This is a genomic window from Kitasatospora hibisci (assembly GCF_043950205.1).
GTDB classification, from domain to species: Bacteria; Actinomycetota; Actinomycetes; order Streptomycetales; family Streptomycetaceae; genus Kitasatospora; species Kitasatospora hibisci.
Genome location: NZ_CP171642.1, coordinates 5,712,586 through 5,733,189 on the forward strand (window position 1 = coordinate 5,712,586; position 20,604 = coordinate 5,733,189).

Here is a 20,604-nt window from a genome sequence, read left to right on the forward strand (position 1 = left end):
CGCACGATCCGCAAGACCCCGCACGACTCGCACCATCGAAGGCAGGACCAGTAGTGACAGCACAGCAAGAGTGGACCGGCCGCTGGGTGGCCGACCGTGCCGGAGTCGCCCTGACCGGCTCGGACCGCCTCCCCGAACTGGTCGGGCTGGCCCTGCGCGAGAACCGCAGACGCGCGCACCTGCTGGTCTCCACCGTGCTCGGCAAGCACGTCCCGCAGCGCCCGTCCGTGGTGCACGGTGCCGGCCTCGACCTCGGCCGACGGGTGCGCGAGCTGCTCGGCGAGGCGGCGGCCGCGCGCGCCGTCGTACTCGGCTACGCGGAGACCGCGACCGGGCTCGGGCACAGCGTCGCCGACGGGCTGGACGCCCCCTACCTGCACTCCACCCGCCGCACGGTGGCCGGAGTGGCCCCGGTCGGCGGCTTCGAGGAGGAGCACTCGCACGCCACCTCCCACCTGCTGCTGCCCGCGGATCCCGAACTACTGGCCGGAGAGGGCCCGCTGGTCCTGGTGGACGACGAGTTCTCCACCGGCAACACCGTGCTCAACACCATTCGCGAGCTGCACCGCCTCCACCCGCGCGACCACTACGTCGTGGTGGCCCTGGTCGACCTGCGGGGCGAGGCGGACCGTGCCCGGCTGGCCGACACGGCGGCCGAACTCGGTACCCGGCTCGACCTGGTGGCCGCCGCCGGCGGCCGCGTGGAGCTGCCGGCCGACATCCTGGACCGCGCCGAGCGCCTGATCGCCGAGGTGGGCCCGGCGCCGGAGCCACCCGCCACCGTGCCGGCCCCGCTGGTCCGGGTCGAGCTGGACTGGCCGGAGGGCCTGCCGGACGGCGGCCGGCACGGTTTCACCGCCGCACACCGCGACCAACTGGACGCGGTGCTCCCGCAGTTGGCCGACCAGCTGGCGGCTGCGGTGGAACCGGCTGCGGTGGAACGGGCGGTGGTGGAACGGGCGGTGGTACAGCCGGGCGCCACGGGGGGAGACGGCGCCGATGACGCCGATCGGGCCGAGAACCGGGCCGCCGGCCGGGTGCTCGTCCTCGGCTTCGAGGAGCTGATGTACGCCCCGCTGCGCCTGGCCGGCGCCCTCGCCGAACGGCTCCCGCACGGCGAGGAGCGGGTCCACTACTCCACCACCACCCGCTCGCCCGTCCTCGCCGTGGACGACCCGGGCTACGCCATCCGCACCCGGCTCGCCTTCCCCGCCCACGACGACCCGAGCGACGACTCCCCGCGCGAGCGCTTCGTCTACAACGTCGCGCCCGGCACCGACCCGGACCGCCGCTTCGACACCGTCGTGCTGGTGGTCGACGACGTCGCCGACACCCCGGCCCTGCACGAGGGCGAGCGGGCCCTGCTGACCCAGCTGCGACAGGTCACCGACCGGGTGGTCCTCGCGGTGCTGCCCTCGCACCGCCCGGTGCGCCTGCCGCGTCCCCAGTACGGCCCCGACTTCTCCTCCTATCGTGCCGACGAGGTGGCCTGGCTGCTCAAGGATCTCTCCGACGTCGCCCTGGAAGCCCCGACCGAGGAACGCGAGGAGGCCGTCCAGAGCGGCGGCGCCCACTACGCGGAGTCGTTGCCGGTCGAGTACCAGCCCAGCCCGGAGTACCAGGAGCTGTTCCACCAGGCACTGCGGGTCTCCGCCCGTCGGATCGCCGTCGCCGTCGGAACCGTCGCCGAGACGCTGGTGCGCGAGCGCGGCCGCGGCCTGGTCCTCGCCTCGCTGGCCCGGGCCGGCACGCCGGTGGGCATCCTGATCCGCCGCTGGCTCGCCTTCTCGCACGGCCTGGCCACCCCGCACTACGCGGTGTCGATCATCCGCGGCCGCGGCATCGACCCGGTCGCGCTGCGCTACCTGGCCGCCCACCACCACGCCCCCGACGTGGTCTTCGTCGACGGCTGGACCGGCAAGGGCGCGATCACCCGTGAGCTCGCCGACGCCGTCGCCGGTACCGCCTTCGACCCCGGGCTCGCCGTTCTCGCCGACCCCGGCCGCTGCGTCCGCACCTACGGCACCCGCGACGACTTCCTGATCCCCTCCGCCTGCCTCAACTCCACCGTCTCCGGCCTCGTTTCGCGCACCGTGCTGCGCGCCGACCTGATCGGGCCGGACGACTTCCACGGCGCCAAGCACTACGCCGACCTGGCCGGCGCCGACGTCTCCGGGGCCTTCCTGGACACCGTCTCCGACCACTTCGCCGCCGTCCGCGAGGAGGCCCTGGCAGCGGCCGATCAGCTGGTCACCGCCGACCGCGCTCCCGACTGGGCCGGCTGGGCGGCCGTCGAGCGGATCAGCGCGGAGTACGGCATCGACAACGTCAACCTGGTCAAGCCCGGCGTCGGCGAGACCACCCGGGTCATGCTGCGCCGCGTCCCCTGGCGGGTGCTGGCCCGGCGCGGCGCCGGCGCCGACCTCGACCACGTCCGTCTGCTCGCCGCCCAGCGCGGCGTCCCCGTCGAGGAGGTGGACGACCTGCCGTACTCGTGCGTCGGTCTGATCCACCCCCGCTACAGCCGCGGAGCGACCGGCGTCTCCGGCACGGCCGTCCTCCTGAAGGAGTCCTGAACCCGATGAGCAGCACCGGCAGCTTCCTGGTCGCGAGCGACCTCGATCGCACGCTGATCTACTCCAACCGCGCCCTCGCGCTCGACGTGCCCGACCGGCTCGCTCCGCGGCTGCTCTCGGTCGAGGTGCACGACGGCAAGGCGCTGTCGTTCATGACCGAGCGGGCCGCCGCCATGCTGGTCGAGCTCGCCTGCGAGGCCCTGCTCGTGCCGGTCACCACCCGGACCAAGACGCAGTACGAGCGCGTCAACCTGCCCGGTCCGACGCCGGTTTGGATCCCCGCGTACGCGATCTGCAGCAACGGCGGGCGTCTGCTGGTCGACGGCGTGCCGGACGAGGACTGGCAGGCGGAGGTGGCCGGCCGGCTGGCCGCGGCCTCGGCGCCGCTGGCCGAGGTGGTCGAGCACCTGGCGTTGTGCGCCGACCCGGAGTGGACGCACAAGCGGCGGGTCGCCGACGACCTCTTCGCCTACCTGGTCGTGGAGCGCGCCGAGTTGCCGGCCGGCTGGCTGGAGGAGCTGACCGGCTGGTGCGCCGAACGCGGCTGGAGGGTCTCGCTGCAGGGCCGCAAGGTCTACGCCGTGCCGACGCCGCTCAGCAAGAGCGCGGCGCTGGCCGAGGTCGAGCGGCGGATCGGCGGGGCCACCGTGCTGGCGGCCGGCGACTCGCTGCTCGACGCGGACCTGTTGCTCGCGGCCGACGCCGGCTGGCGCCCGGGGCACGGCGAGCTGGCCGACAGCGGCTGGACGGCGCCGGGCGTCACCGCGCTCGACCAGGTAGGCGTGGCGGCAGGGGAGGAGATCGTCCGTCAGTTCCTCGCCCGGGTCCGGGGCGCCGTGGACGTGGCGGACGCCGTCGCGGCGGGGTAGTGCAGCCGGCGGGGCCGTCTGCGGCGGGGGCGTCCGTCGGTACCGGGCCGGGGACGCCCCCGGGCGACCGGCCGCTCAGCCGCAGCAGCCGCCCCCGCAGCAGCCGCCGCCCCCGCCCCCGGACGGGGCCTGCTGCGGGGCGCCGCCGGAGGCCGCGCCGGTGACGGCGACGGTCGACAGCAGCTTCACCGTGTCCTCGTGTCCCTGCGGGCAGACCGCCGGGTCGTTGGCCTGGGCCATCGTGCGGCGGAGTTCGAAGGTGGCCCCGCAGGAGCGGCAGCGGAAGTCGTAACGTGGCATACCGGCAGGGTACCCAGGCTCAGGCTGTGCGGCGCTTCTCCCGGACGTACAACTGCTTGCGGACCCGGGCCACAACCGAGCCGTCCGCCGCCAGCACCTCGGTGTCGAACCAGACCAGGGCCTTCTTGCCCTCCTGCGTGAGCTCGCGGATCTCGGCGAGGCGGTCCTCGGTGAGGACGAACTCGGCGAAGATGTCGCCGCGTCCGGGGGAGACGAAGCTGATCTCGGCGGCCGCGTCCCACACGACGTAGTCGCGGCCGAGGTTCTGCATCACCAGCAGCATCCAGAACGGGTCGGTCATCGCGAAGATCGAGCCGCCGAAGTGCGTGCCCACCCAGTTGCGGTTCAGTCGCCCGAGCCGGAGCCGGACCTTCGCCCGGCGGTAGTCGTCCGAGACGTCCAGGACCTTGACCCCGGCGAAGAGGAACGGCGGCCAGAGGTTGATGCCGCGCCGGAACGTGCGGGCGGAGACGTTGCGCTTACGAGCCATGGCGCGACTCTAGCCCACGAAGTTACCCGCGGGTAACCCTTCTCGGGGAGGCCTCCCCCTTCTCCTCCCCCGCCCCTCCCGTTCGCTTTCCCTTCCCCTCCGCCGCTCGTCTCCGGTGCGTCCTACCGGTGACCGCCGATGTCCCCGCGGATCATCCCCACCACCTGCGCCGCGGTCTCCCGCACCCCCGCCAGCTCCGTGAGGAAGTGCCAGTAGTCGGGGTGCCGGCCGGCCGCCTCCAGCTCGGCGACCGCCCGGTCCAGCCGGCCGACCGCCGCGTCCAGCGGAGCGGCGTGACGCGGGTCCGGCGCCTGCCGTCCCGCCATCGCCAGCCGCTGCGCGTCGCGAAGCGCGAACCTGGTCCGCTCGATCTCCCGGTTGGGGTCGTGCTGTACCTCGTTCAGCTGCCGCAGCCGCTCGTTCACCGCCACCACCGAGCCGTCCGCGGTGTCGAGCAGGGCGCGTACCGTGCCGATCGCGCCCGTCGCGTCCGCCCAGCGCTGCTCGTCGCGCGCCCGCGCGGCCTCCGTGAGTTTCTGCTCCGCCGCCCGTCCGGTCTCCGCGACCTGGTCCGGCACCCGCTGGAGGTCCTGCCAGCACGCGGTGGAGAACCGCCGCCGCAGCTCGCTCAGCGCCGGCTCCACCGTGGCGGCCTTCGTCTCCAGCGCCTGGATCCGCGTCCGCAGGCTGGCCACCCGCCGGTCGATCTCCCGGGCCCGCTCCGGCAGGTGCTCCGCGTCGGCGGCGATCGCGTCCGCCCGCTCCGTCACCCGCTCGGCCCGCTGCAGCGTCGCCGCCACACCGTGCCGGGCCGCCCCCTCGTTCAGCCGGCCCAGCTCCGGCGCCAGCTCGGCCAACCGGGCCGCCAGGTCGTCCGCCTTCAGCCCCGCCCCGCGCACCGCCTCCAGCGCGGTGGTCGCCGCCAGCAGCGACCGCTTCGCCTGCTCCACCGCCGGGGTCACCCGCATCAGCTGCGACTCCGCGTGCTGCAGCACCGGCTGCAGCCGCTCCAGGAACCCGTTCAGCTCCGCCTGCGCGGAACCGAGCTGCCCCTTCACGTCCTCCAGCTGATGCCGCGCCCGCGCCGCCGCCCCGGACTCCAGCTCCGCCGCGTCCAGATCGTGCGCGTCCAGCGCCGCGAGGTAGTTCACCGTCACCTGGTCGACCCGGCCGGAGATCGCCTCGAAGTCCGCCGCCGCCCGCTGGGCCGTCGCTCCGTCCGCAGCCGCGCGCACCGTCTCCACGGCCAGCCGCACCTCGCGCTGGGTCGAGTCCAGCTCGTAGAACGCCTGCTGTGCCGCGTCCCGGGCCGCCTTGGCCTCGGCCCGCATCCCTTCGCCGCTGCGCCGTCCCCACCAGCCGCCGCGCCCGCCGCCGGCACTGCCGAACGACGACGCCCCGGCTGCCGCCAGCGCGCCCGCGACCACCAGCGGCAGCACCAGCGCCTCGGCCACCGCGCTCCCCGGCTGCCGCCCCCGCCTGCTCCCGCCGGCCACCCTCACTGCGCGCTCCCTGATCCGACCGCTGTTCCTCCGCCCATTCTTCCCGATCACCCCACCCCACCGGCACCCCACCCGTCCCACTCGCCGACCACGTGCACCGGACCACCGTCCGGACCAGGTACCCTAGGCAGTCGTCGTCGCCCCTCCCGGGCCACGCCGGGGGCGCGTAGCTCAGTGGTAGAGCGCTGCTCTTACAAAGCAGATGTCGGCGGTTCGAAACCGTCCGCGCCCACAGACACGAAGGGTCCGTTCGCGAGGTGGCAGCCTCGGGGGCGGGCCCTTCGGGGTTTCGGGGCTGGGTTGGGAGGCGGGCTGGGGTGGGGCGGGGGAGGATCGGGGGTGGTGGGGAGGCGGACTGAGCCGACGAGCGGATGTGGTCGCTGATGGAGGAGCAGGTCGGAGCGGCCGGGGAGGGGGAGGGCCGGGCGGAGCTGTCGGCGCGGCTCAACTGTTTGCGGGCGGCCGTGCTGGGGGCCAATGACGGGGTGGTGTCCACGGCGGGGATCGTGACGGGTGTCGCCGGGGCGTCCGGCTCGCGGACGGCGCTGTTGGCGGCCGGGGTGGCGGGGCTGTTGGCGGGGGCGATGTCGATGGCGGCGGGGGAGTACGTCTCGGTCAGTACCCAGCGGGACACCGAGCGGGCGGCGCTGGAGAAGGAACGGCGCGAGCTGGCGGAGGACCCGGAGGGGGAGCTGGACGAGCTGGCCGACTTCTTCCGGGGGAGCGGGTTGAGCGACGGGCTGGCACGGCAGGTGGCCGTGGCGCTGACCGAACGGGACGCGCTGGCCGCGCACGCGCACACCGAGCTGGGCATCGACCCGAAGGCGCTGACCAATCCCTGGGAGGCGGCGCTCGCCAGCGCCGCCGCGTTCACGCTGGGCGCGCTGGTGCCGCTGCTCGCGGTGCTGCTGCCGCCGCAGGACTGGCGGTTGGCGGTGACCGTGGCGGCGGTGCTGGTCGCGCTGACGGTGTCGGGCTGGACGAGTGCCCGGCTGGGCGGCGCGGGGCCGGCCCGGGCGGTGCTGCGGAACGTCGTGGGCGGTGCGCTGGCGATGGTGGTGACGTACAGCGGCGGTGTGCTGCTCGATCACGTCACGGGATAGCGGAGTGCCGGGGGTGTCGTCCCGACAGGCGGGCCGGGTGGGGCTGTGTTTGTGTGGGCCCAAACCCTTGGGAGAGGTGGTCCACCGTGACGATGCCCCCGTTCGGATCGAACGATCCGTTCTCCGATCTGCTCAGCCGCTTCTTCGGGATGAGCCCGATGGCCTCCCCGCCCGCCGTCCAGCGGGTGCCGATCGGGCGGCTGCTGAGCGAGTCGGCGCAGGAGCTCCTCTCCCTCGCCGCGCAGCGGGCCGTCGAGGACGGCGGCAGCAACCTCGACACCGGGCACCTCGCCTGGGCGGCCACCCGGGTGGAGCCCTCGCGCCGGATGCTGGAGCGCGCGGGGGTCGACCCGAAGCAGCTGGCCGACGACCTGAGCAAGGCCCTGCCGGTCGGGGACGGGCCGGTCACACCGAACGGGCAGCCCTCGCTCACCCCGTCGGCCAAGCGTGCACTGCTCGCCGCCCACGCCCGCTCCCAGGCGGCGGGGGCGTCGTACATCGGGCCGGAGCACGTCCTCGGCGCGCTGCTGGAGGAGGAGCGGTCGGGCGCCGGCACGGCGCTGCGCGAGGCGGCGCCCTCGCAGGAGGCGCTGCGCACGGTGCTGGACGGTCGCGGCGTGGGCGGCGAGCGCAGCAGCACCGGCGCGCACCCCAGCCCGACGCCCACGCTGGACGAGTACGGCCGCGATCTCACCGACGAGGCCCGGGCCGGGCGGCTGGACCCGGTGGTGGGCCGGGCGGAGGAGATCGAGCAGACCGTCGAGATCCTCTCCCGCCGCACCAAGAACAACCCGGTGCTGATCGGCGAGCCGGGTGTCGGCAAGACCGCGATCGTCGAGGGACTGGCACAGCGGATCGTCTCGGGCGACGTGCCGCAGAGCCTCAAGGAGAAGCGGGTGGTCTCGCTCGACCTGACCGCCCTGGTGGCGGGCTCCAGGTACCGGGGGGAGTTCGAGGAGCGCCTGAAGTCGGTGATCGACGAGGTCACGGCGGCGGAGAAGAGCGTGATCCTCTTCCTGGACGAGCTGCACACCGTGGTCGGCGCGGGCGGGGGCGGCGAGGGCTCGATGGACGCCGGCAACATCCTCAAACCGGCCCTGGCCCGGGGGGAGTTGAGCGTGGTCGGCGCCACCACCCTGGACGAGTACCGCAAGCACGTGGAGAAGGACGCCGCGCTGGAGCGCCGCTTCCAGCCGGTGCTGGTGCCGGAGCCGAGCGTCGCCGAGACGATCGAGATCCTGCGGGGCCTGCGGGACGCGTACGAGGCGCACCATCAGGTGCGGTTCACCGACGAGGCGCTGGACGCCGCCGCGACCCTGTCCGACCGCTACGTCAGTGACCGCTTCCTGCCGGACAAGGCCATCGACCTGCTGGACCAGGCCGGGGCGCGGGTGCGGCTGCGCAGCCTGAGCGCCTCCACCGAGGCGATGCCGGTGCAGGAGCGGATCACCAAGCTGCGCCGCGAGCTGGAGGAAGCCGTCGCGGACGAGGAGTTCGTGCGGGCGGCCAACCTGAAGACCGAGCTGCGGCAGACCGAGGACGAGCTGGCGGTGATCGGGGAGTCCCGCGAGGAGGTCGTCGACGTCACCGCCGACGACATCGCGCAGGTGCTTTCGGGCCGGACCGGCATCCCGGTCGCCGAGCTGAACGCGACCGAGCGCGAGCGCCTGCTCCGGCTGGAGCAGCACCTCCACGAGAAGGTGATCGGGCAGGACCAGGCGGTCACCGCGGTCGCCCAGGCGGTGCGGCGCGGCCGGGCCGGGATGGGCGACCCGGAGCGGCCGACCGGCTCCTTCCTCTTCCTCGGCCCGACCGGGGTCGGCAAGACCGAGCTGGCCAAGGCACTGGCCGGGCTGCTGTTCGGCGACCCGGACCGGATGATCCGCTTCGACATGAGCGAGTTCCAGGAGAAGCACACCGTCTCCCGGCTGATCGGCTCGCCGCCCGGGTACGTCGGCTACGAGGAGGCCGGGCAGCTGACCGAGGCCGTCCGCCGCAAGCCGTACAGCGTGCTGCTCTTCGACGAGGTGGAGAAGGCGCATCCGGACGTCTTCAACCTGCTGCTGCAGGTGCTGGACGACGGCCGGCTGACGGACTCCCAGGGGCGCACGGTCGACTTCCGCAACACCGTGGTGATCATGACCAGCAACATCGGCTCGCAGCGGATCCTCGACCACGCCGGTGACGTGGACGAGATCCGCGACGACCTGATGCGCGACCTCCGGGCACGGTTCCGCCCGGAGTTCCTCAACCGGATCGACGAGGTGATCGTCTTCCACGCGCTCACCCGGGAGGACCTGCTCCAGGTGGTGGACCTGATGCTGGAGCGCAACCGGCGCCGGCTGCGGGCGCAGGACGTCCGGCTGGAGGTCACCGAGGGCGCCAAGGAGTGGCTGGTGAACCGTGGCTACCAGCCGGAGTTCGGGGCGCGGCCGCTGCGCCGGACGATCCAGTCGGAGCTGGACAACCGGATCTCCAACCTGCTGCTGGACGGCACGGTGCAGGAGGGGGACACGCTGCTCGCCGAGGTGAGCGGCGGTGACCTGGTGGTGGCGCCGGCCGGGCCGGAGCCCTCGGCGACCGCCGAGGGGGCGGCGCCCCACACGGCGTAGCCGCAGGTCGACGGAACCGCCAAAGGGCGGGGGTGGGGGCGGGGGCCGGACCCCGCCCCCGCGTCGTCCTCAGTCCTGCTGCGGTCAGTCCTGTTGCGGGAAGACCTCGCGCAGCAGCGGGTCGGGCAGCCCGCGGCGGTGCCACTCCCGGGGGTAGCCCAGCGAGACCTCCTGGAAGCGGATGCCGTCGTAGCTGGTCACCCGGGGGATGTGCAGGTGGCCGTAGATCATCGCGGCGGTGTTGAAGCGGCGGTGCCAGTCGGCGGTCAGCTCGGTGCCGCACCACTGGGCGAACTCCGGGTACCAGAGGATCTCGGTGGGCTGGCGGACCAGCGGGTAGTGGTTGACCAGGACGAGCGGCAGCTGCGGGTCGTGGGCCGCGAGCCGTTCCCCGGTGAGGCGGACGCGTTCACGGCACCAGGAGTCGCGGTCCGGGAACGGGTCGGGGTGGAGCATCCGCTCGTCCGTGCAGACCACGCCGCTGCTGTAGGCGGCGGCCAGGGACTCCTCCTTGGTGGTCGTCCCCGGGGCCCGGAAGGAGTAGTCGTACAGAAGGAACAGGGGCGCGACGGCGACCGGGCCGCCGGCGCCCTCCCAGACCGGGTAGGGGTCCTCGGGGGTCACGACGCCGAGGCCGCGGCAGAGTTCCACCAGGTGCTCGTAGCGGGCCACGCCGCGCAGCTGCACCGGGTCGTCGGGGTGGGTCCAGAGCTCGTGGTTGCCGGGGGCCCAGATCACCCGGGCGAAGCGCTCGGCCAGCAGCCCCAGGGCCCACTCGATCGAGGTGGTGAGTTCGGCGACGTCGCCGGCGACGATCAGCCAGTCGTCGGGGGACTCGGGCTGCAGCTTCTCCACCAGGTCACGGTTCTCCTGGTAGGAGATGTGCAGGTCGCTCACGGCGAGCAGACGGCCGGCCCGGCCGGTCCCTCCCGCCCGTGCGGCGCCCGCGTCGCTCCGGTTCTCGGTGGTCACTCCAGCCCCCATGTGGTCACCCGGCCCATGGCGCCACAGTACGTGGTGGATGCGGACGGTGTCCCGGGTTGGCCGGATCATGCCGGATACCGCGGCGGCGTCCTGAGCGGGGCTCAGTCGCCGATCTGCCAGAGCACTCCGTGGGCGGTGGCGTTGGTGACGACGAGGATGACCAGTGCGGCCACGCCGAGCACGAGGCCCAGGACGGCGCGCCCGCGGCGGCTCGTACCACGGACGAGGGCGAGCGTGGCGAGCGTGATCGCGAGCGGGCCGAGGACGAGGTTGAAGAGCAGCAGGCCCGGCAGGCCGAGCAGGAACGAGGCGACGGCCAGGTTGTCGGCCTCGGCGGTGCTGTGACGGGGCGTGACGGTGCTCATGATGGCGAATGGTCCTTCCGGGGGAGGAAGAGCGCGGACGGGAGCGGGCGGGCTCATACTCGGGACTCTGCACGGGCCGGGGCGTGGGGTTCAGCGCTGTCGCAGCCGGGCGAGGCCCTCGCGGGCGCCGAACGCCAGCAGCCAGGCGGTGATGGCGGCGGAGGCGGTGAGGAAGACCGGGAGCGAGGTGTGGGCGGCGGCGCCGACCAGGGCGCCCAGGGCGATGAGGGCGGTGAGCAGGATCATGACGGTCCCCTCCAGAGGCCGTGCGCCGTCGGTCGGCACGGCTTTCGGTTTACAACTGTTCGCTGAATCCTCCGCCACTCTACGCCTGGCTGGCCAAGTTCGGCAAACACTTGTTTACTGAATGGCGTGAGTCACACCATGGGGGCCAGGCAGGCCCAGAAGCGGCAGAGTCGGCGTGCGTTGCTGGACGCGGGGCTGCACCTGTTGGCCGATCAGAACCTGGCGAGCCTCGGCGTGCGCGAGGTCACCCGTGCCGCCGGGCTCTCGCCGGCCGCGTTCTACCGACACTTCCCCGACCTCGCCGCGCTCGGCGTGGCCCTGGTCGAGGAGTCGCTCGCCAGCCTCCACGTCATGATCCGCTCGGTGCTCGCCGGCGGGGACGGGGCCGAGGAGGTGATCGACCGGGCGGTGGAGGTGATCGAGCAGCACGTCCGCGACCACCGTCCGCACGTGCGCTTCCTCGCGCGGGAGCGGCACGGCGGGGTCCGCCGGGTGCGGGAGGCGATCGACGCCGAGCTGGGGCGCTTCGCCGCCGAGGTCGGGGCGGCGCTGGCGCTCCAGTCCGCGTCCGAGGGGTGGAGCCCGGAGGACCTTCAGATGTTGGCGGAGCTCTACGTCGACCGGATGGTCTCCACGGCCGCCGCCTTCCTGGAGGCGCTGGAGGCGCTGGAGGTCCCGGGCGCCGACTCGTACGCGGACCCGGGGGCCTCCGCGGACCCGGGGGCCTCCCCGGGCGCCGACCCGGCCGCAGTGCGACGGATCGCCGTCGCGGCCGGGTTCCAGCTTCGGTTGATCAGTGTCGGACGCCGCCACTGGCACGACAGTTGAACCCCGCCGGCCGCACCGGCCGGACCTGACCTCTCCGTTGTGGTCGGACTCTTGACATCACGTCATGTCCGCGCCAGCTTTGGTGCACCCCCACAGCGAGAGGTCTCTCATGAAGAAGCCGCTCATAGGCATGCTCGCCACGCTCCTGTTCGCCGGGGCCGCCGCCCTGGCCGGCGCCCCCGGCGCGGCGGCCGCCCCGTCGCCGGCCGCCCTCGCCGCGGCCGGGACCGGAACGCAGGACCAGGCCCCGGCGCAGGGACAGGCGCCGGTCGCCGCCGTGAACTTCGCCGGGACGGTGGCGCTCAGCAACTGCTCCGGCTCGCTGGTCCGGCTCCCCGGCTCCGCCGCCGGCGACCCGGCGCTCGTGCTCTCCAACGGCCACTGCCTGGAGACCGGGTTCCCCGGCCCCGGTGAGGTGCTTGTCAACCGGTCCTCCAACCGGTCCTTCACGCTGCTCAACTCCTCCGGCGGGAAGGCCGCCACGCTGCGCGCCACCAAGATGGTCTACGGGACGATGACCGACACCGATGTGTCGATCTACCAGCTGAACACCACCTACGCCTCGATCAAGTCGCGCTACGGCATCGCCCCGCTCACCGTGTCGGCGACCCACCCGGTGCAGGGCACCCCGATCAAGGTCGTCTCCGGGTACTGGAAGAGGATCTACTCCTGCTCGATCGACGGCTTCGCCTACCGGCTGAAGGAGGGCAGCTGGACCTGGAAGGACTCGGTCCGCTACACCTCCAGCTGCAACACCATCGGCGGCACCTCCGGCTCGCCCGTGGTCGACGTCAACACCGGCCAGGTCGTCGCCGTGAACAACACGGGCAACGAGGACGGCCAGCGCTGCACCGACAACAACCCCTGCGAGGTCGACCCGAACGGTGTGGTGACCGTCCGCCAGGGCATCAACTACGCCCAGGAGACCTACGGCATCCCGGCCTGCTTCGCCGCCGGCAACCGCCTCGACCTCGCCCTGCCCGGCTGCACCCTGCCGCGCCCCTGACCAGCACACCTTTCGCCGGTGGGCCATCCGCGATCCCGCGGGTGGCCCACTCGGCCGTCTACCGGACGGCCGACCCGACGGCAGCCGCCCGCCGGCTGCCGGAGAGTGTCCGACAGTTCCGTTGATCCGATGGAGAGTTGATGTCAACCAAGCTCAGAAGGCTGCTGGTCGCCGTCCTGCTCGTACCGCTGCTCGGCCTCGGCGCGGCTACGCCCGCCCTGGCGCAGCCCGACCCGGGGGCGGCCGCCGGCGCGGCCGGCTCCGTCGCCGACAACCCCTCGGCCGACATCAGGGACCGGCTCGCGGCCATCCCGGGCATGACCGTCACCGAGGAGAAGCCCGCCGGCGACGCCGAGCACCGCTACTTCCTGCTCACCTACACCCAGCCGATCGACCACTTCCGCCCCTGGCTGGGCACCTTCCAGCAGCGGCTGAGCGTGCTGCACCGCGGCTACGACCGCCCGACCGTCTTCTACACCAACGGCTACACGCTGCGCACCACGCCGTCCCGCACCGAGCCGGCCAGGCTGACCGACGGCAACCAGGTCTCGATCGAGTACCGCTACTTCACGCCGTCCCGGCCGGAGCCCGCCGACTGGACGAAGGCCGGCATCCGGCAGGCCGCCACCGACTCGCACCGGATCATCACCGCGCTCAAGCGGATCTACCAGCGCGAGTGGCTCTCCACCGGGGCCAGCAAGGGCGGCATGTCCTCCACCTACCACCGCCGCTTCTTCCCCGACGACGTGAACGGCACCATCGCCTACGTCGCGCCGAACGACGTCGACAACCGCGAGGACTCCGCCTACACCGAGTTCTTCCGGAACGTCGGCACCCCGGAGTGCCGCGCCGCGCTCTCGGCGGCCCAGCGTGAGCTGCTGGTCCGCCGCGACCGCCTGGAGGCCCGCTACGTGGCCGACAACGTTGCCGCGGGTTCGACGTTCACCACCACGGGCAGCGCCGACCGGGCGTACGAGGCCGGGGTGCTCGACACGGTCTGGGCGTTCTGGCAGTACAGCACCGAGGCGGACTGCGCCAGCGTGCCGGCCGCGGCCACCGCCACCGACGACCAGCTGTACGCGTGGTTCGACGCGCAGGTCGGCATCACCGGGAACAGCGACCAGTCGCTCGCCACCTACACGCCCTACTACTACCAGGCGGGCACCGAACTGGGTTCGCCCACCTTCGCCGTGCCGCACCTCAAGGGCGTGCTGAACTACGACTTCAAGGAGCTGTACTCGCCGCGGACGTACGTGCCGAAGAACATCCCGATGCGGTTCGACCCGTCCGCGATGCGCGACATCGACCGCTGGGTGCGGCACTCGTCCGAGCGGATCATCTTCGTCTACGGCCAGAACGACCCGTGGGGCGCCGAGCCGTTCCGGCTGGGCTGGGGCAGTGAGGACAGCTACGTCTACACCGTTCCCGGCGGCAACCACGGCTCCAACATCGGCAAGCTGCCGGCGGCGGAGTCGGCGGAGGCCACCGCCAAGGTGCTGGAGTGGGCCGGCCTGGCCGACGCCGAGGGCGCACGTTCGCTCGCCCAGAGCCACCGGATCCCGCCGTTCGGCCCGCTGGACGAGGAGGGCCTGAAGGTCGAGCGGGACCGCCCCTGAGGCCGGTCCCTCCGGGGCCACCCGCCGGCAGCGCGCCGGAGGGTGGCCCCTTCGCGTGCTCCGTGTGCGCGCCCCCTCCCCGAAGCGCTGAATCAGTGCTTCAATTCTTCCATGGCCTACCGACGCACGCCCGCCGTCCAAGCCCGGCTCGACGCCCAGCGCGAAGCGGTGCTCCAGGCCGCGGTCGGGCTGCTCGCCGAGCGCGGGTACGGCGGCTGCTCGATGGCGGCGGTGGCGGACCGCGCCGGGATCGCCACCGGCAGCCTCTACCAGCACTTCGCCAACAAGGCGGAGCTGTCGGTGGAGCTGTTCCGCCGGGTGGTGAACCGGGAGATCGACGCCGTCCACGCGGCCGTCGCCCGCCGCGAGTCCCCGGAGCAGCGGATCGCGGCCGTGGTGGAGACCTTCGCCGCCCGTGCCCTGCGCGCGCCGCGGCTCGCCCACGCGCTGCTGGTCGAGCCGGCCGATGCCGTCGTGGACGCCGAGCGGCTGGTCTTCCGGCGGGCCTTCCGCGACGTGATCGCCGCGGAGATCGCGGTCGCGCTGGCGGCCGGCCGGCTGCCCCGGCAGGACCCGGAGCTGACCGCCGCCGCGATCGTCGGCGCGGTCGGCGAGGCGCTGGCCGGGCCGCTGGCAGCGGCCCCCGCACCCCGAGCACAGGCGCGAGCACAAGCACAAGCACACGGCCGGGCTCCGGCTCCGGAGCCGACGGCCGCACCCGCCCCCGGGGACGACCTGCCCGACGTCGTCCCCGCCCTGGTCTCCTTCACCCTGCGTGCCCTGGGAGGACGCGATGACAGCGACGCATGAGGTCACCAACCAGGTGCCCCTGCCGTACGGACACGACACCGCCGCCGACCCGGCCCTGATCGCCGCCCTGCACCGGGCCGGCGCCGGCTGGGCCGAGGACGAGCTGCACGAGCTCGGCCGCCTGGCCGGTTCCGAGCAGGCCGCCGAGTGGGGCCGGCTGGCCAACGAGAACCCGCCCGTCCTGCGCACCCACGACCGCTTCGGGCACCGGATCGACGAGGTCGAGTTCCATCCGTACTGGCACGAGCTGATGCGAACCGCCGTCGGTCACGGCCTGCACGCCGCCCCGTGGCAGGACGACCGGCCGGGCGCGCACTCCGCCCGCGCGGCCAAGTTCCTCGTCTGGGGCCAGGTCGAGGCCGGCCACACCTGCCCGATCTCGATGACCTACGCCGCCGTCCCCGCCCTGCGTGCGACCCCCTCGCTCGCGGCCGGGCTGGAGCCGCTGCTGGCCTCCCGGGAGTACGACTTCGGACTGCGCGAGCCGCACGCCAAGCGCGGGCTCATCGCCGGAATGTCGATGACCGAGAAGCAGGGCGGTTCGGACGTCCGGACCAACACCACCACCGCCGTCCCGCACGCCGACGGCACCTACCGGCTCACCGGGCACAAGTGGTTCACCTCGGCGCCGATGTCCGACCTCTTCCTGACGCTCGCCCAGGCGCCCGGCGGGCTCAGCTGCTTCATGGTGCCGCGGATCCTGCCCGACGGCGGGCGCAACCGCTTCCACCTCCAGCGGCTCAAGGACAAGCTGGGCAACAAGTCCAACGCCTCCGCCGAGATCGAGTACGACGGCGCGGTCGGGTGGCTGGTCGGCGAGGAGGGGCGCGGCGTGCCGACCATCATCGAGATGGTCAACACGACCCGGCTCGACTGCACCGTCGGCGCCGCCTCCGGCATGCGCCTGGGGGCCACCCGCGCGGTGCACCACGCGCTCCACCGGCAGGCGTTCGGCCGGGCGCTCGTCGACCAGCCGCTGATGCGCAACGTGCTCGCCGACCTGGTCGTCGAGTCGGAGGCGGCCACCACGGTCGCGATGCGCCTCGCCCAGGCCACCGACGGCGCGCTGGCCGGGGACGAGACCGAGGCGCTGGTCCGGCGGCTCGGTCTGGCGGTGAGCAAGTACTGGGTCTGCAAGCGCGGTCCGGCACACGCCGCCGAGGCCCTGGAGTGCCTCGGCGGCAACGGGTACGTCGAGGAGTCCGGCATGCCCCGGCTCTACCGGGAAGCACCGCTGGTCTCGATCTGGGAGGGCTCCGGCAACGTGGCCGCCCTGGACGCACTGCGAGCCATGGCCAGGCGTCCGGAGACCGTCGAGGCCTTCCTCGGCGAGCTGGACGCGGCGGCCGGTGCGGACCGCCGGTTGGACGCGGCCGTGGGCGACCTGCGCAAGCAGCTCGCCGACCCGGGTGAACTGGAGTTCCGCACCCGCCGGCTGGTCGAGTCGATGGCGCTGGCCTTCCAGGGGTCGCTGCTGGTGCGCCACGGCGACCCGGCGGTGGCCGACGCCTTCTGCGCCTCCCGCCTCGGCGGCGACCACGGCGCCGCCTTCGGCACGCTGCCGGCAGGCGTGGACGCCGGGGCGATCATCGACCGTGCCCGTCCGGTGCCCGCATGAGCGGCGGGCACCCGGGCGGCACCGGGCGGCGGACGGCCGGTCGGGCCGACGCCGCGCCCGGGGCGGCCGACGCCGCCGGTCGGGCCGACGCCGCGGAGGTGGAGGCGGCCGAGGTCCGCGCCTTCTGGCGGGGCCTCGGCCTCCCCGGCCTGATCGACGTGCACACCCACTTCATGTCGCAGAACGTCCTGGACAAGGTGTGGGCGTACTTCGACGCGGCCGGCCCGCTGGTGGACCGGCCGTGGCCGATCACCTACCGCGAGGCCGAGGACGAACGGGTCGGCCGGCTGCGGGACTTCGGCGTCCGGGCGTTCACGTCCATGCTCTACCCGCACAAGCCCGGCATGGCCGACTGGCTCAACGGCTGGGCCGCCGGCTTCGCCGCCCGCACCCCGGGCTGCCTGCACACCGCCACCTTCTTCCCGGAGCCCGGCGCGCCCGGGTACGTGGCCCGGGCGCTCGCGGACGGCGCCAGGGTCTTCAAGGCGCACCTCCAGGTCGGCGGGTACGACCCGGCGGACCGGCTGCTCGACGAGGTCTGGGGCCTGCTGGCCGAGACCGGCACGCCGGTGGTGACGCACTGCGGCTCGGGGCCCGTCCCCGGCAAGTACACCGGCGCGGGTCCGATCGGTGAGGTGCTCGCCCGGCACCCGCGGCTGCGGCTGGTGGTGGCCCATCTCGGGATGCCGGAGTACACCGACTTCCTCGACCTCGCCGAGCGGTACCCGGAGGTCCGGCTCGACACCACCATCGCCTTCACCGACTTCGCCGAGCGGGACACGCCGTTCCCGCCCGCCGAACTGCCGCGCCTGGCGGGGCTCCGGGAGCGGATCCTGCTCGGCAGCGACTTCCCCAACATCCCGTACCGGTACCGGCACCAGCTGGAGGCGCTGGAGCGGCTGGGGCTGGGGGAGGAGTGGCTGCGGGCGGTCTGCCACGACAACGCCGCCCGGTTGTTCGGGCTGTCCGTGCATCCGACCGGCTGACGGGCGGTGCCGGCGGTGCCGGTGGTGCGGTCGGGTGCCGGGCGGCCGGGCCGTAAGGGAGCGGCCGGGCGCCCCGGGCCCGGTGCCCCGCCCGTCGGCGCACCCCCTCCGCCCGCCGGGGGCTCACGCCACGGTGGCGAGCACCCGGAGCACCTCCCCGTGCAGCCCGGGCGGGGCGGCGAGGAAGCTGTCGGAGGTGGTCGACCAGGCCGCCCCGGCGGCGTCCGTCACCGCCGCCCCCGCCTCGGCGGCGATCAGCGCGCCCGGCAGCAGGTTGACCGCGTCCGTCCCGTACTCCCAGAACAGCGTCAGGTGCCCGGATCCCACCTGGGCCACCTGCAGGGCGGTCGGCCCGAGGTTGCGCACCGCCAGGACCTCGGCCAGCACCGCCGTCAGCGAGGCGCCGGCCCGGCGCAGCGCCGGTTCGTCCGCGGCGACCAGCGGCGGCTGGCTGGTCCCGGCGACGGCCACCGCGAGCTCCCGCTCCGGCGGCGCGACGGGCCTCCCGTCCAGCTCGGCCCCGCCGCCCCGCACCGCGCGGTAGGTCCGCCCGCCGAGCTGCGGCGCGTGCACCACGGACAGCACCGCGGCCCCGTCCCGGACCAGGGTGGCGGTGACCGCCCACTGCTGCTGCCCGAGCAGGTACTGCACGGCGCCGTCGGTGGCGTCGCAGAGCCACCACTCGCCCCCGGTCGGCACCGTGCCCTCCAGTTCGTCCGTCACCCAGCCCGCCTCCGGACGGAGTTCGGCCAGCCGGGCCCGCAGCTCGGCGGCGGCCGGGCCGTCCAGTTCGGCGAAGTGCGCCATCGCCTCCGCCACCGTCCGCCCGGGGGTCGGCCCGGCCGGGCGCACTGCGGCCAGCCGGGCGCCCACCGCCCGGACCGCCGTCTCGACACCCGGCAACAGCTCCCTGAGCTCCCGGACCTCGTCGTTCATCGCCGACTCCCTTCCCCGGTTCCCCGGGCCGAGCGGGTCCCCGTCGGCCGGGTTCTGTTCGATTCAGGACAAGGAGTACCGTCAGGGCCGCCGAACAGGACGCTCGAACCGGGCTCGACGACGGAGATCGGACACCGTGGACCTCTCAGTAGCCGATCCGGACACCGTGCTGGACGCGCTGGACCGCCGGCTGGTCTGCGCGCTCCAGGTCGACGGCCGGGCCGAGACCGGCCGGATCGCCGAGGTGCTCGGCGTCTCCACCCGGACGGTCACCCGCCGCCTCGCCCGGCTCCACCGGTCCGGGCTGCTGCGGGTGGTCCGGATGCCCGACGTCGAGGACGCGGCGGTCGGTGCGCTGCTGCTGCGGGTCCGGGTGCTCCGCGGCAAGGTCGACACCGTCGCACGGGCGCTCGCCGACCGGTCGGACGTGCCGTTCGTCGACGTGATGCTCGGCGGCCAGGAGGTCGGCGCGGTGGTGCTCAGCGACGCCGGCTCCCGGGACCGGCTGCTGTACGGGCAACTGCCCGCCACGGCGGCGGTCACCGAGACCACCACCCACGCCGTGCTGCACGCCTACGCCGACGCCGGCCAGTGGCGGGCCGGCTACCTGGACGAGGCCGAGGCGGCAGCCCTGGCCCCGCCGCCGTCCGTCCCGCGGCCGGCGGCGGGGGAGACACCGCTCGACGCGCTCGACCGCGCGCTGCTGGCGCGGCTCGGCACCGACGCCCGGCAGTCCCACGCCGCGCTCGCGGCGGCGGTCGGTGCGCCCGAGTCGACGGTCCGCCGCCGGCTGCACCGGCTGGCCGAGGGCGGGCTGCTGCGCACCCACACCACGATCGACCCGCGCCTGCTGGGCATGGCCGTGGACGCCAACCTCTGGCTCGACGTGCCCCCGGGCCGGCTCGCCGAGGTCGGCACGGCACTGGCCGGCCACCCCCAGGTACACGGGGTGTTCGCCACCAGCGGCCCGGCCAACCTGATGGCCACCGTGTTCTGCCCGGACCACGGTGGCCTCTACCGCTTCGTCACCGGGACGCTCGGCCCGCTCGGCATCACCCGGGCCGAGACGGCGATCGTCGGACGGGCCGTCAAGCGGGCGGGCGTCGTGCTGTCGGACACGGCCCGGCCGCCGCGGATCAGGCTCCGGTAGTGGATCCGGGGCGGATGATCATCAGAACCACCACCACGGCCCAGAGCAGGTTGAACACCCCGGCCGTCATCGGCAGCAGCTTCAGACCCTGGACGGCCTTGCCGTGCTCCGCCGCGTCGGCGTCGAGGTCGAGTGCGTCCACCGCGGCCTGCTGCGCGGGCAGGACGAAGAGCAGCAGCGAGAGGCCAGCGAGCGCGGTGAGCACCATCGAGACGATCAGCCAGGACTGCCCGAGCACGTCCATCACCTGGGCGACGCCGATGCCCATCACCGGGACGGCTATCCCCAGCAGGGCGTAGACCTGGGTGATCCGGTGCAGCGTGCGCAGGATCCCCGCGTCGGCCGCCCGGTCGGGCCCGCCGGCCAGTGCGGCCCGGGCCTTCCGCGGGAACATGCTGACGGCCACCGCGACGGGGCCGATGAACAGCACCGAGGCGAGGACGTGCAGGCTCAGCAGGAACTTGGCCATGGCGGGGACACCCCTTGGATCCAACGGGGGCTGCGCACCGGTGAGGCGGCGCGGACAGCCGGGGCGTGCGGTTCCGACCCCGAGCACGCACGCTAACACCGCTTATCCGGAGGCCGTCCGCGCGGGTCCGGGGCCCCG

At 74.0% G+C, this 20,604-nt stretch carries 19 protein-coding genes and 1 tRNA gene; 12 read left to right on the top strand and 8 right to left on the bottom strand.

The window, feature by feature from the left end:
• Positions 1-53: 53 nt before the first annotated feature.
• Positions 54-2,576 (top strand): phosphoribosyltransferase, encoded by a 2,523-nt coding sequence (locus ACF9IK_RS25000; protein WP_395296332.1) that lies wholly within the window; start codon positions 54-56, stop codon positions 2,574-2,576.
• Positions 2,577-2,581: 5 nt separating this feature from the next.
• Positions 2,582-3,445 carry an HAD family hydrolase gene (locus ACF9IK_RS25005; RefSeq protein WP_395296333.1) on the top strand — a complete coding sequence of 288 codons (864 nt, stop codon included), beginning with the start codon at positions 2,582-2,584 and terminating at the stop codon, positions 3,443-3,445.
• A 75-nt stretch (positions 3,446-3,520) separates the two neighbouring features.
• Here ACF9IK_RS25005 and ACF9IK_RS25010 read toward each other — a convergent pair whose 3' ends face one another.
• The 3 genes from ACF9IK_RS25010 to ACF9IK_RS25020 all read right to left on the bottom strand — a co-directional run bounded on the left by ACF9IK_RS25010 (position 3,521) and on the right by ACF9IK_RS25020 (position 5,689).
• Complete coding sequence (locus ACF9IK_RS25010; protein WP_395296334.1) at positions 3,521-3,745, bottom strand: FmdB family zinc ribbon protein; 225 nt, start codon at positions 3,743-3,745, stop codon at positions 3,521-3,523.
• Between the two features lie 19 nt (positions 3,746-3,764).
• A complete protein-coding gene (locus tag ACF9IK_RS25015) occupies positions 3,765-4,235 on the bottom strand; it encodes a DUF4442 domain-containing protein (RefSeq protein ID WP_395296335.1) in 471 nt (156 codons plus the stop codon).
• A gap of 122 nt (positions 4,236-4,357) precedes the next feature.
• The gene (locus ACF9IK_RS25020) at positions 4,358-5,689 is read right to left on the bottom strand and encodes a hypothetical protein (protein ID WP_395296336.1); all 1,332 of its coding nucleotides are present in this window, start codon (positions 5,687-5,689) and stop codon (positions 4,358-4,360) included.
• A 208-nt stretch (positions 5,690-5,897) separates the two neighbouring features.
• Here ACF9IK_RS25020 and ACF9IK_RS25025 point away from each other — a divergent pair.
• The 3 genes from ACF9IK_RS25025 (at position 5,898) to ACF9IK_RS25035 (ending at position 9,452) form a co-directional block, all read left to right on the top strand.
• Positions 5,898-5,969: transfer RNA gene (locus ACF9IK_RS25025), tRNA-Val, on the top strand.
• Between the two features lie 151 nt (positions 5,970-6,120).
• Entirely contained in the window at positions 6,121-6,840 is a 720-nt protein-coding gene (locus ACF9IK_RS25030; protein ID WP_395296337.1) for a VIT1/CCC1 transporter family protein, read from the top strand.
• 92 nt (positions 6,841-6,932) lie between these two features.
• On the top strand, positions 6,933-9,452 hold the full coding sequence (locus tag ACF9IK_RS25035; protein ID WP_395298676.1) for an ATP-dependent Clp protease ATP-binding subunit: 2,520 nt from the start codon (positions 6,933-6,935) through the stop codon (positions 9,450-9,452).
• Between the two features lie 84 nt (positions 9,453-9,536).
• On the opposite strand, the gene ACF9IK_RS25040 is transcribed toward ACF9IK_RS25035, so the two are convergent.
• The 3 genes from ACF9IK_RS25040 to ACF9IK_RS25050 form a co-directional block, all read right to left on the bottom strand.
• Positions 9,537-10,436: a metallophosphoesterase family protein gene (locus ACF9IK_RS25040; protein WP_395296338.1), complete on the bottom strand. Its 900-nt coding sequence runs from the start codon at positions 10,434-10,436 to the stop codon at positions 9,537-9,539.
• Positions 10,437-10,537: 101 nt separating this feature from the next.
• Positions 10,538-10,801: a DUF4190 domain-containing protein gene (locus tag ACF9IK_RS25045; protein ID WP_395296339.1), complete on the bottom strand. Its 264-nt coding sequence runs from the start codon at positions 10,799-10,801 to the stop codon at positions 10,538-10,540.
• A 90-nt stretch (positions 10,802-10,891) separates the two neighbouring features.
• Positions 10,892-11,047 carry a hypothetical protein gene (locus tag ACF9IK_RS25050; RefSeq protein WP_238740725.1) on the bottom strand — a complete coding sequence of 52 codons (156 nt, stop codon included), beginning with the start codon at positions 11,045-11,047 and terminating at the stop codon, positions 10,892-10,894.
• A gap of 126 nt (positions 11,048-11,173) precedes the next feature.
• Between ACF9IK_RS25050 and ACF9IK_RS25055 the strand changes: the two genes are divergently transcribed.
• The 6 genes from ACF9IK_RS25055 (at position 11,174) to ACF9IK_RS25080 (ending at position 17,911) form a co-directional block, all read left to right on the top strand.
• Positions 11,174-11,875 carry a TetR family transcriptional regulator gene (locus ACF9IK_RS25055; protein ID WP_395296340.1) on the top strand — a complete coding sequence of 234 codons (702 nt, stop codon included), beginning with the start codon at positions 11,174-11,176 and terminating at the stop codon, positions 11,873-11,875.
• A 109-nt stretch (positions 11,876-11,984) separates the two neighbouring features.
• On the top strand, positions 11,985-12,881 hold the full coding sequence (locus tag ACF9IK_RS25060; RefSeq protein ID WP_395296341.1) for a trypsin-like serine peptidase: 897 nt from the start codon (positions 11,985-11,987) through the stop codon (positions 12,879-12,881).
• A 140-nt stretch (positions 12,882-13,021) separates the two neighbouring features.
• Positions 13,022-14,497, top strand: coding sequence for a S28 family serine protease (locus ACF9IK_RS25065; protein WP_395296342.1), 1,476 nt, complete (start codon positions 13,022-13,024; stop codon positions 14,495-14,497).
• 111 nt (positions 14,498-14,608) lie between these two features.
• A complete protein-coding gene (locus tag ACF9IK_RS25070; RefSeq protein WP_395296343.1) occupies positions 14,609-15,307 on the top strand; it encodes a TetR/AcrR family transcriptional regulator in 699 nt (232 codons plus the stop codon).
• Positions 15,291-16,925, top strand: coding sequence for an acyl-CoA dehydrogenase family protein (locus ACF9IK_RS25075; RefSeq protein ID WP_395296344.1), 1,635 nt, complete (start codon positions 15,291-15,293; stop codon positions 16,923-16,925). Before ACF9IK_RS25070 ends, ACF9IK_RS25075 begins: the two co-directional genes overlap by 17 nt.
• Complete coding sequence (locus ACF9IK_RS25080; protein ID WP_395296345.1) at positions 16,922-17,911, top strand: amidohydrolase family protein; 990 nt, start codon at positions 16,922-16,924, stop codon at positions 17,909-17,911. Before ACF9IK_RS25075 ends, ACF9IK_RS25080 begins: the two co-directional genes overlap by 4 nt.
• 123 nt (positions 17,912-18,034) lie before the next feature.
• Here the strand turns inward: ACF9IK_RS25080 and ACF9IK_RS25085 are convergent, their stop codons facing one another.
• Entirely contained in the window at positions 18,035-18,847 is an 813-nt protein-coding gene (locus tag ACF9IK_RS25085) for an inositol monophosphatase family protein (RefSeq protein WP_395296346.1), read from the bottom strand.
• A gap of 136 nt (positions 18,848-18,983) precedes the next feature.
• Here ACF9IK_RS25085 and ACF9IK_RS25090 point away from each other — a divergent pair, with 136 nt between their 5' ends.
• Positions 18,984-19,997: an Lrp/AsnC family transcriptional regulator gene (locus tag ACF9IK_RS25090; RefSeq protein ID WP_395296347.1), complete on the top strand. Its 1,014-nt coding sequence runs from the start codon at positions 18,984-18,986 to the stop codon at positions 19,995-19,997.
• Here ACF9IK_RS25090 and ACF9IK_RS25095 read toward each other — a convergent pair.
• Positions 19,984-20,466 carry a DUF2269 family protein gene (locus ACF9IK_RS25095; RefSeq protein ID WP_395296348.1) on the bottom strand — a complete coding sequence of 161 codons (483 nt, stop codon included), beginning with the start codon at positions 20,464-20,466 and terminating at the stop codon, positions 19,984-19,986. The two genes, ACF9IK_RS25090 and ACF9IK_RS25095, sit on opposite strands and share 14 nt — an antisense overlap.
• Between the last annotated feature and the right edge of the window lie 138 nt (positions 20,467-20,604).

What these genes read in the sequence shown, in the direction of transcription:
- ACF9IK_RS25085 (WP_395296346.1), bottom strand. Translation starts at nt 18,847, where the DNA reads ATGAACGACGAGGTCCGGGAGCTCAGGGAGCTGTTGCCGGGTGTCGAG.
- ACF9IK_RS25015 (WP_395296335.1), bottom strand. Translation starts at nt 4,235, where the DNA reads ATGGCTCGTAAGCGCAACGTCTCCGCCCGCACGTTCCGGCGCGGCATC.
- ACF9IK_RS25065 (WP_395296342.1), top strand. Translation starts at nt 13,022, where the DNA reads ATGTCAACCAAGCTCAGAAGGCTGCTGGTCGCCGTCCTGCTCGTACCG.
- ACF9IK_RS25040 (WP_395296338.1), bottom strand. Translation starts at nt 10,436, where the DNA reads ATGGGGGCTGGAGTGACCACCGAGAACCGGAGCGACGCGGGCGCCGCA.
- ACF9IK_RS25080 (WP_395296345.1), top strand. Translation starts at nt 16,922, where the DNA reads ATGAGCGGCGGGCACCCGGGCGGCACCGGGCGGCGGACGGCCGGTCGG.
- ACF9IK_RS25005 (WP_395296333.1), top strand. Translation starts at nt 2,582, where the DNA reads ATGAGCAGCACCGGCAGCTTCCTGGTCGCGAGCGACCTCGATCGCACG.
- ACF9IK_RS25095 (WP_395296348.1), bottom strand. Translation starts at nt 20,466, where the DNA reads ATGGCCAAGTTCCTGCTGAGCCTGCACGTCCTCGCCTCGGTGCTGTTC.
- ACF9IK_RS25050 (WP_238740725.1), bottom strand. Translation starts at nt 11,047, where the DNA reads ATGATCCTGCTCACCGCCCTCATCGCCCTGGGCGCCCTGGTCGGCGCC.
- ACF9IK_RS25030 (WP_395296337.1), top strand. Translation starts at nt 6,121, where the DNA reads ATGGAGGAGCAGGTCGGAGCGGCCGGGGAGGGGGAGGGCCGGGCGGAG.
- ACF9IK_RS25010 (WP_395296334.1), bottom strand. Translation starts at nt 3,745, where the DNA reads ATGCCACGTTACGACTTCCGCTGCCGCTCCTGCGGGGCCACCTTCGAA.
- ACF9IK_RS25045 (WP_395296339.1), bottom strand. Translation starts at nt 10,801, where the DNA reads ATGAGCACCGTCACGCCCCGTCACAGCACCGCCGAGGCCGACAACCTG.
- ACF9IK_RS25060 (WP_395296341.1), top strand. Translation starts at nt 11,985, where the DNA reads ATGAAGAAGCCGCTCATAGGCATGCTCGCCACGCTCCTGTTCGCCGGG.
- ACF9IK_RS25035 (WP_395298676.1), top strand. Translation starts at nt 6,933, where the DNA reads ATGCCCCCGTTCGGATCGAACGATCCGTTCTCCGATCTGCTCAGCCGC.
- ACF9IK_RS25070 (WP_395296343.1), top strand. Translation starts at nt 14,609, where the DNA reads ATGGCCTACCGACGCACGCCCGCCGTCCAAGCCCGGCTCGACGCCCAG.
- ACF9IK_RS25075 (WP_395296344.1), top strand. Translation starts at nt 15,291, where the DNA reads ATGACAGCGACGCATGAGGTCACCAACCAGGTGCCCCTGCCGTACGGA.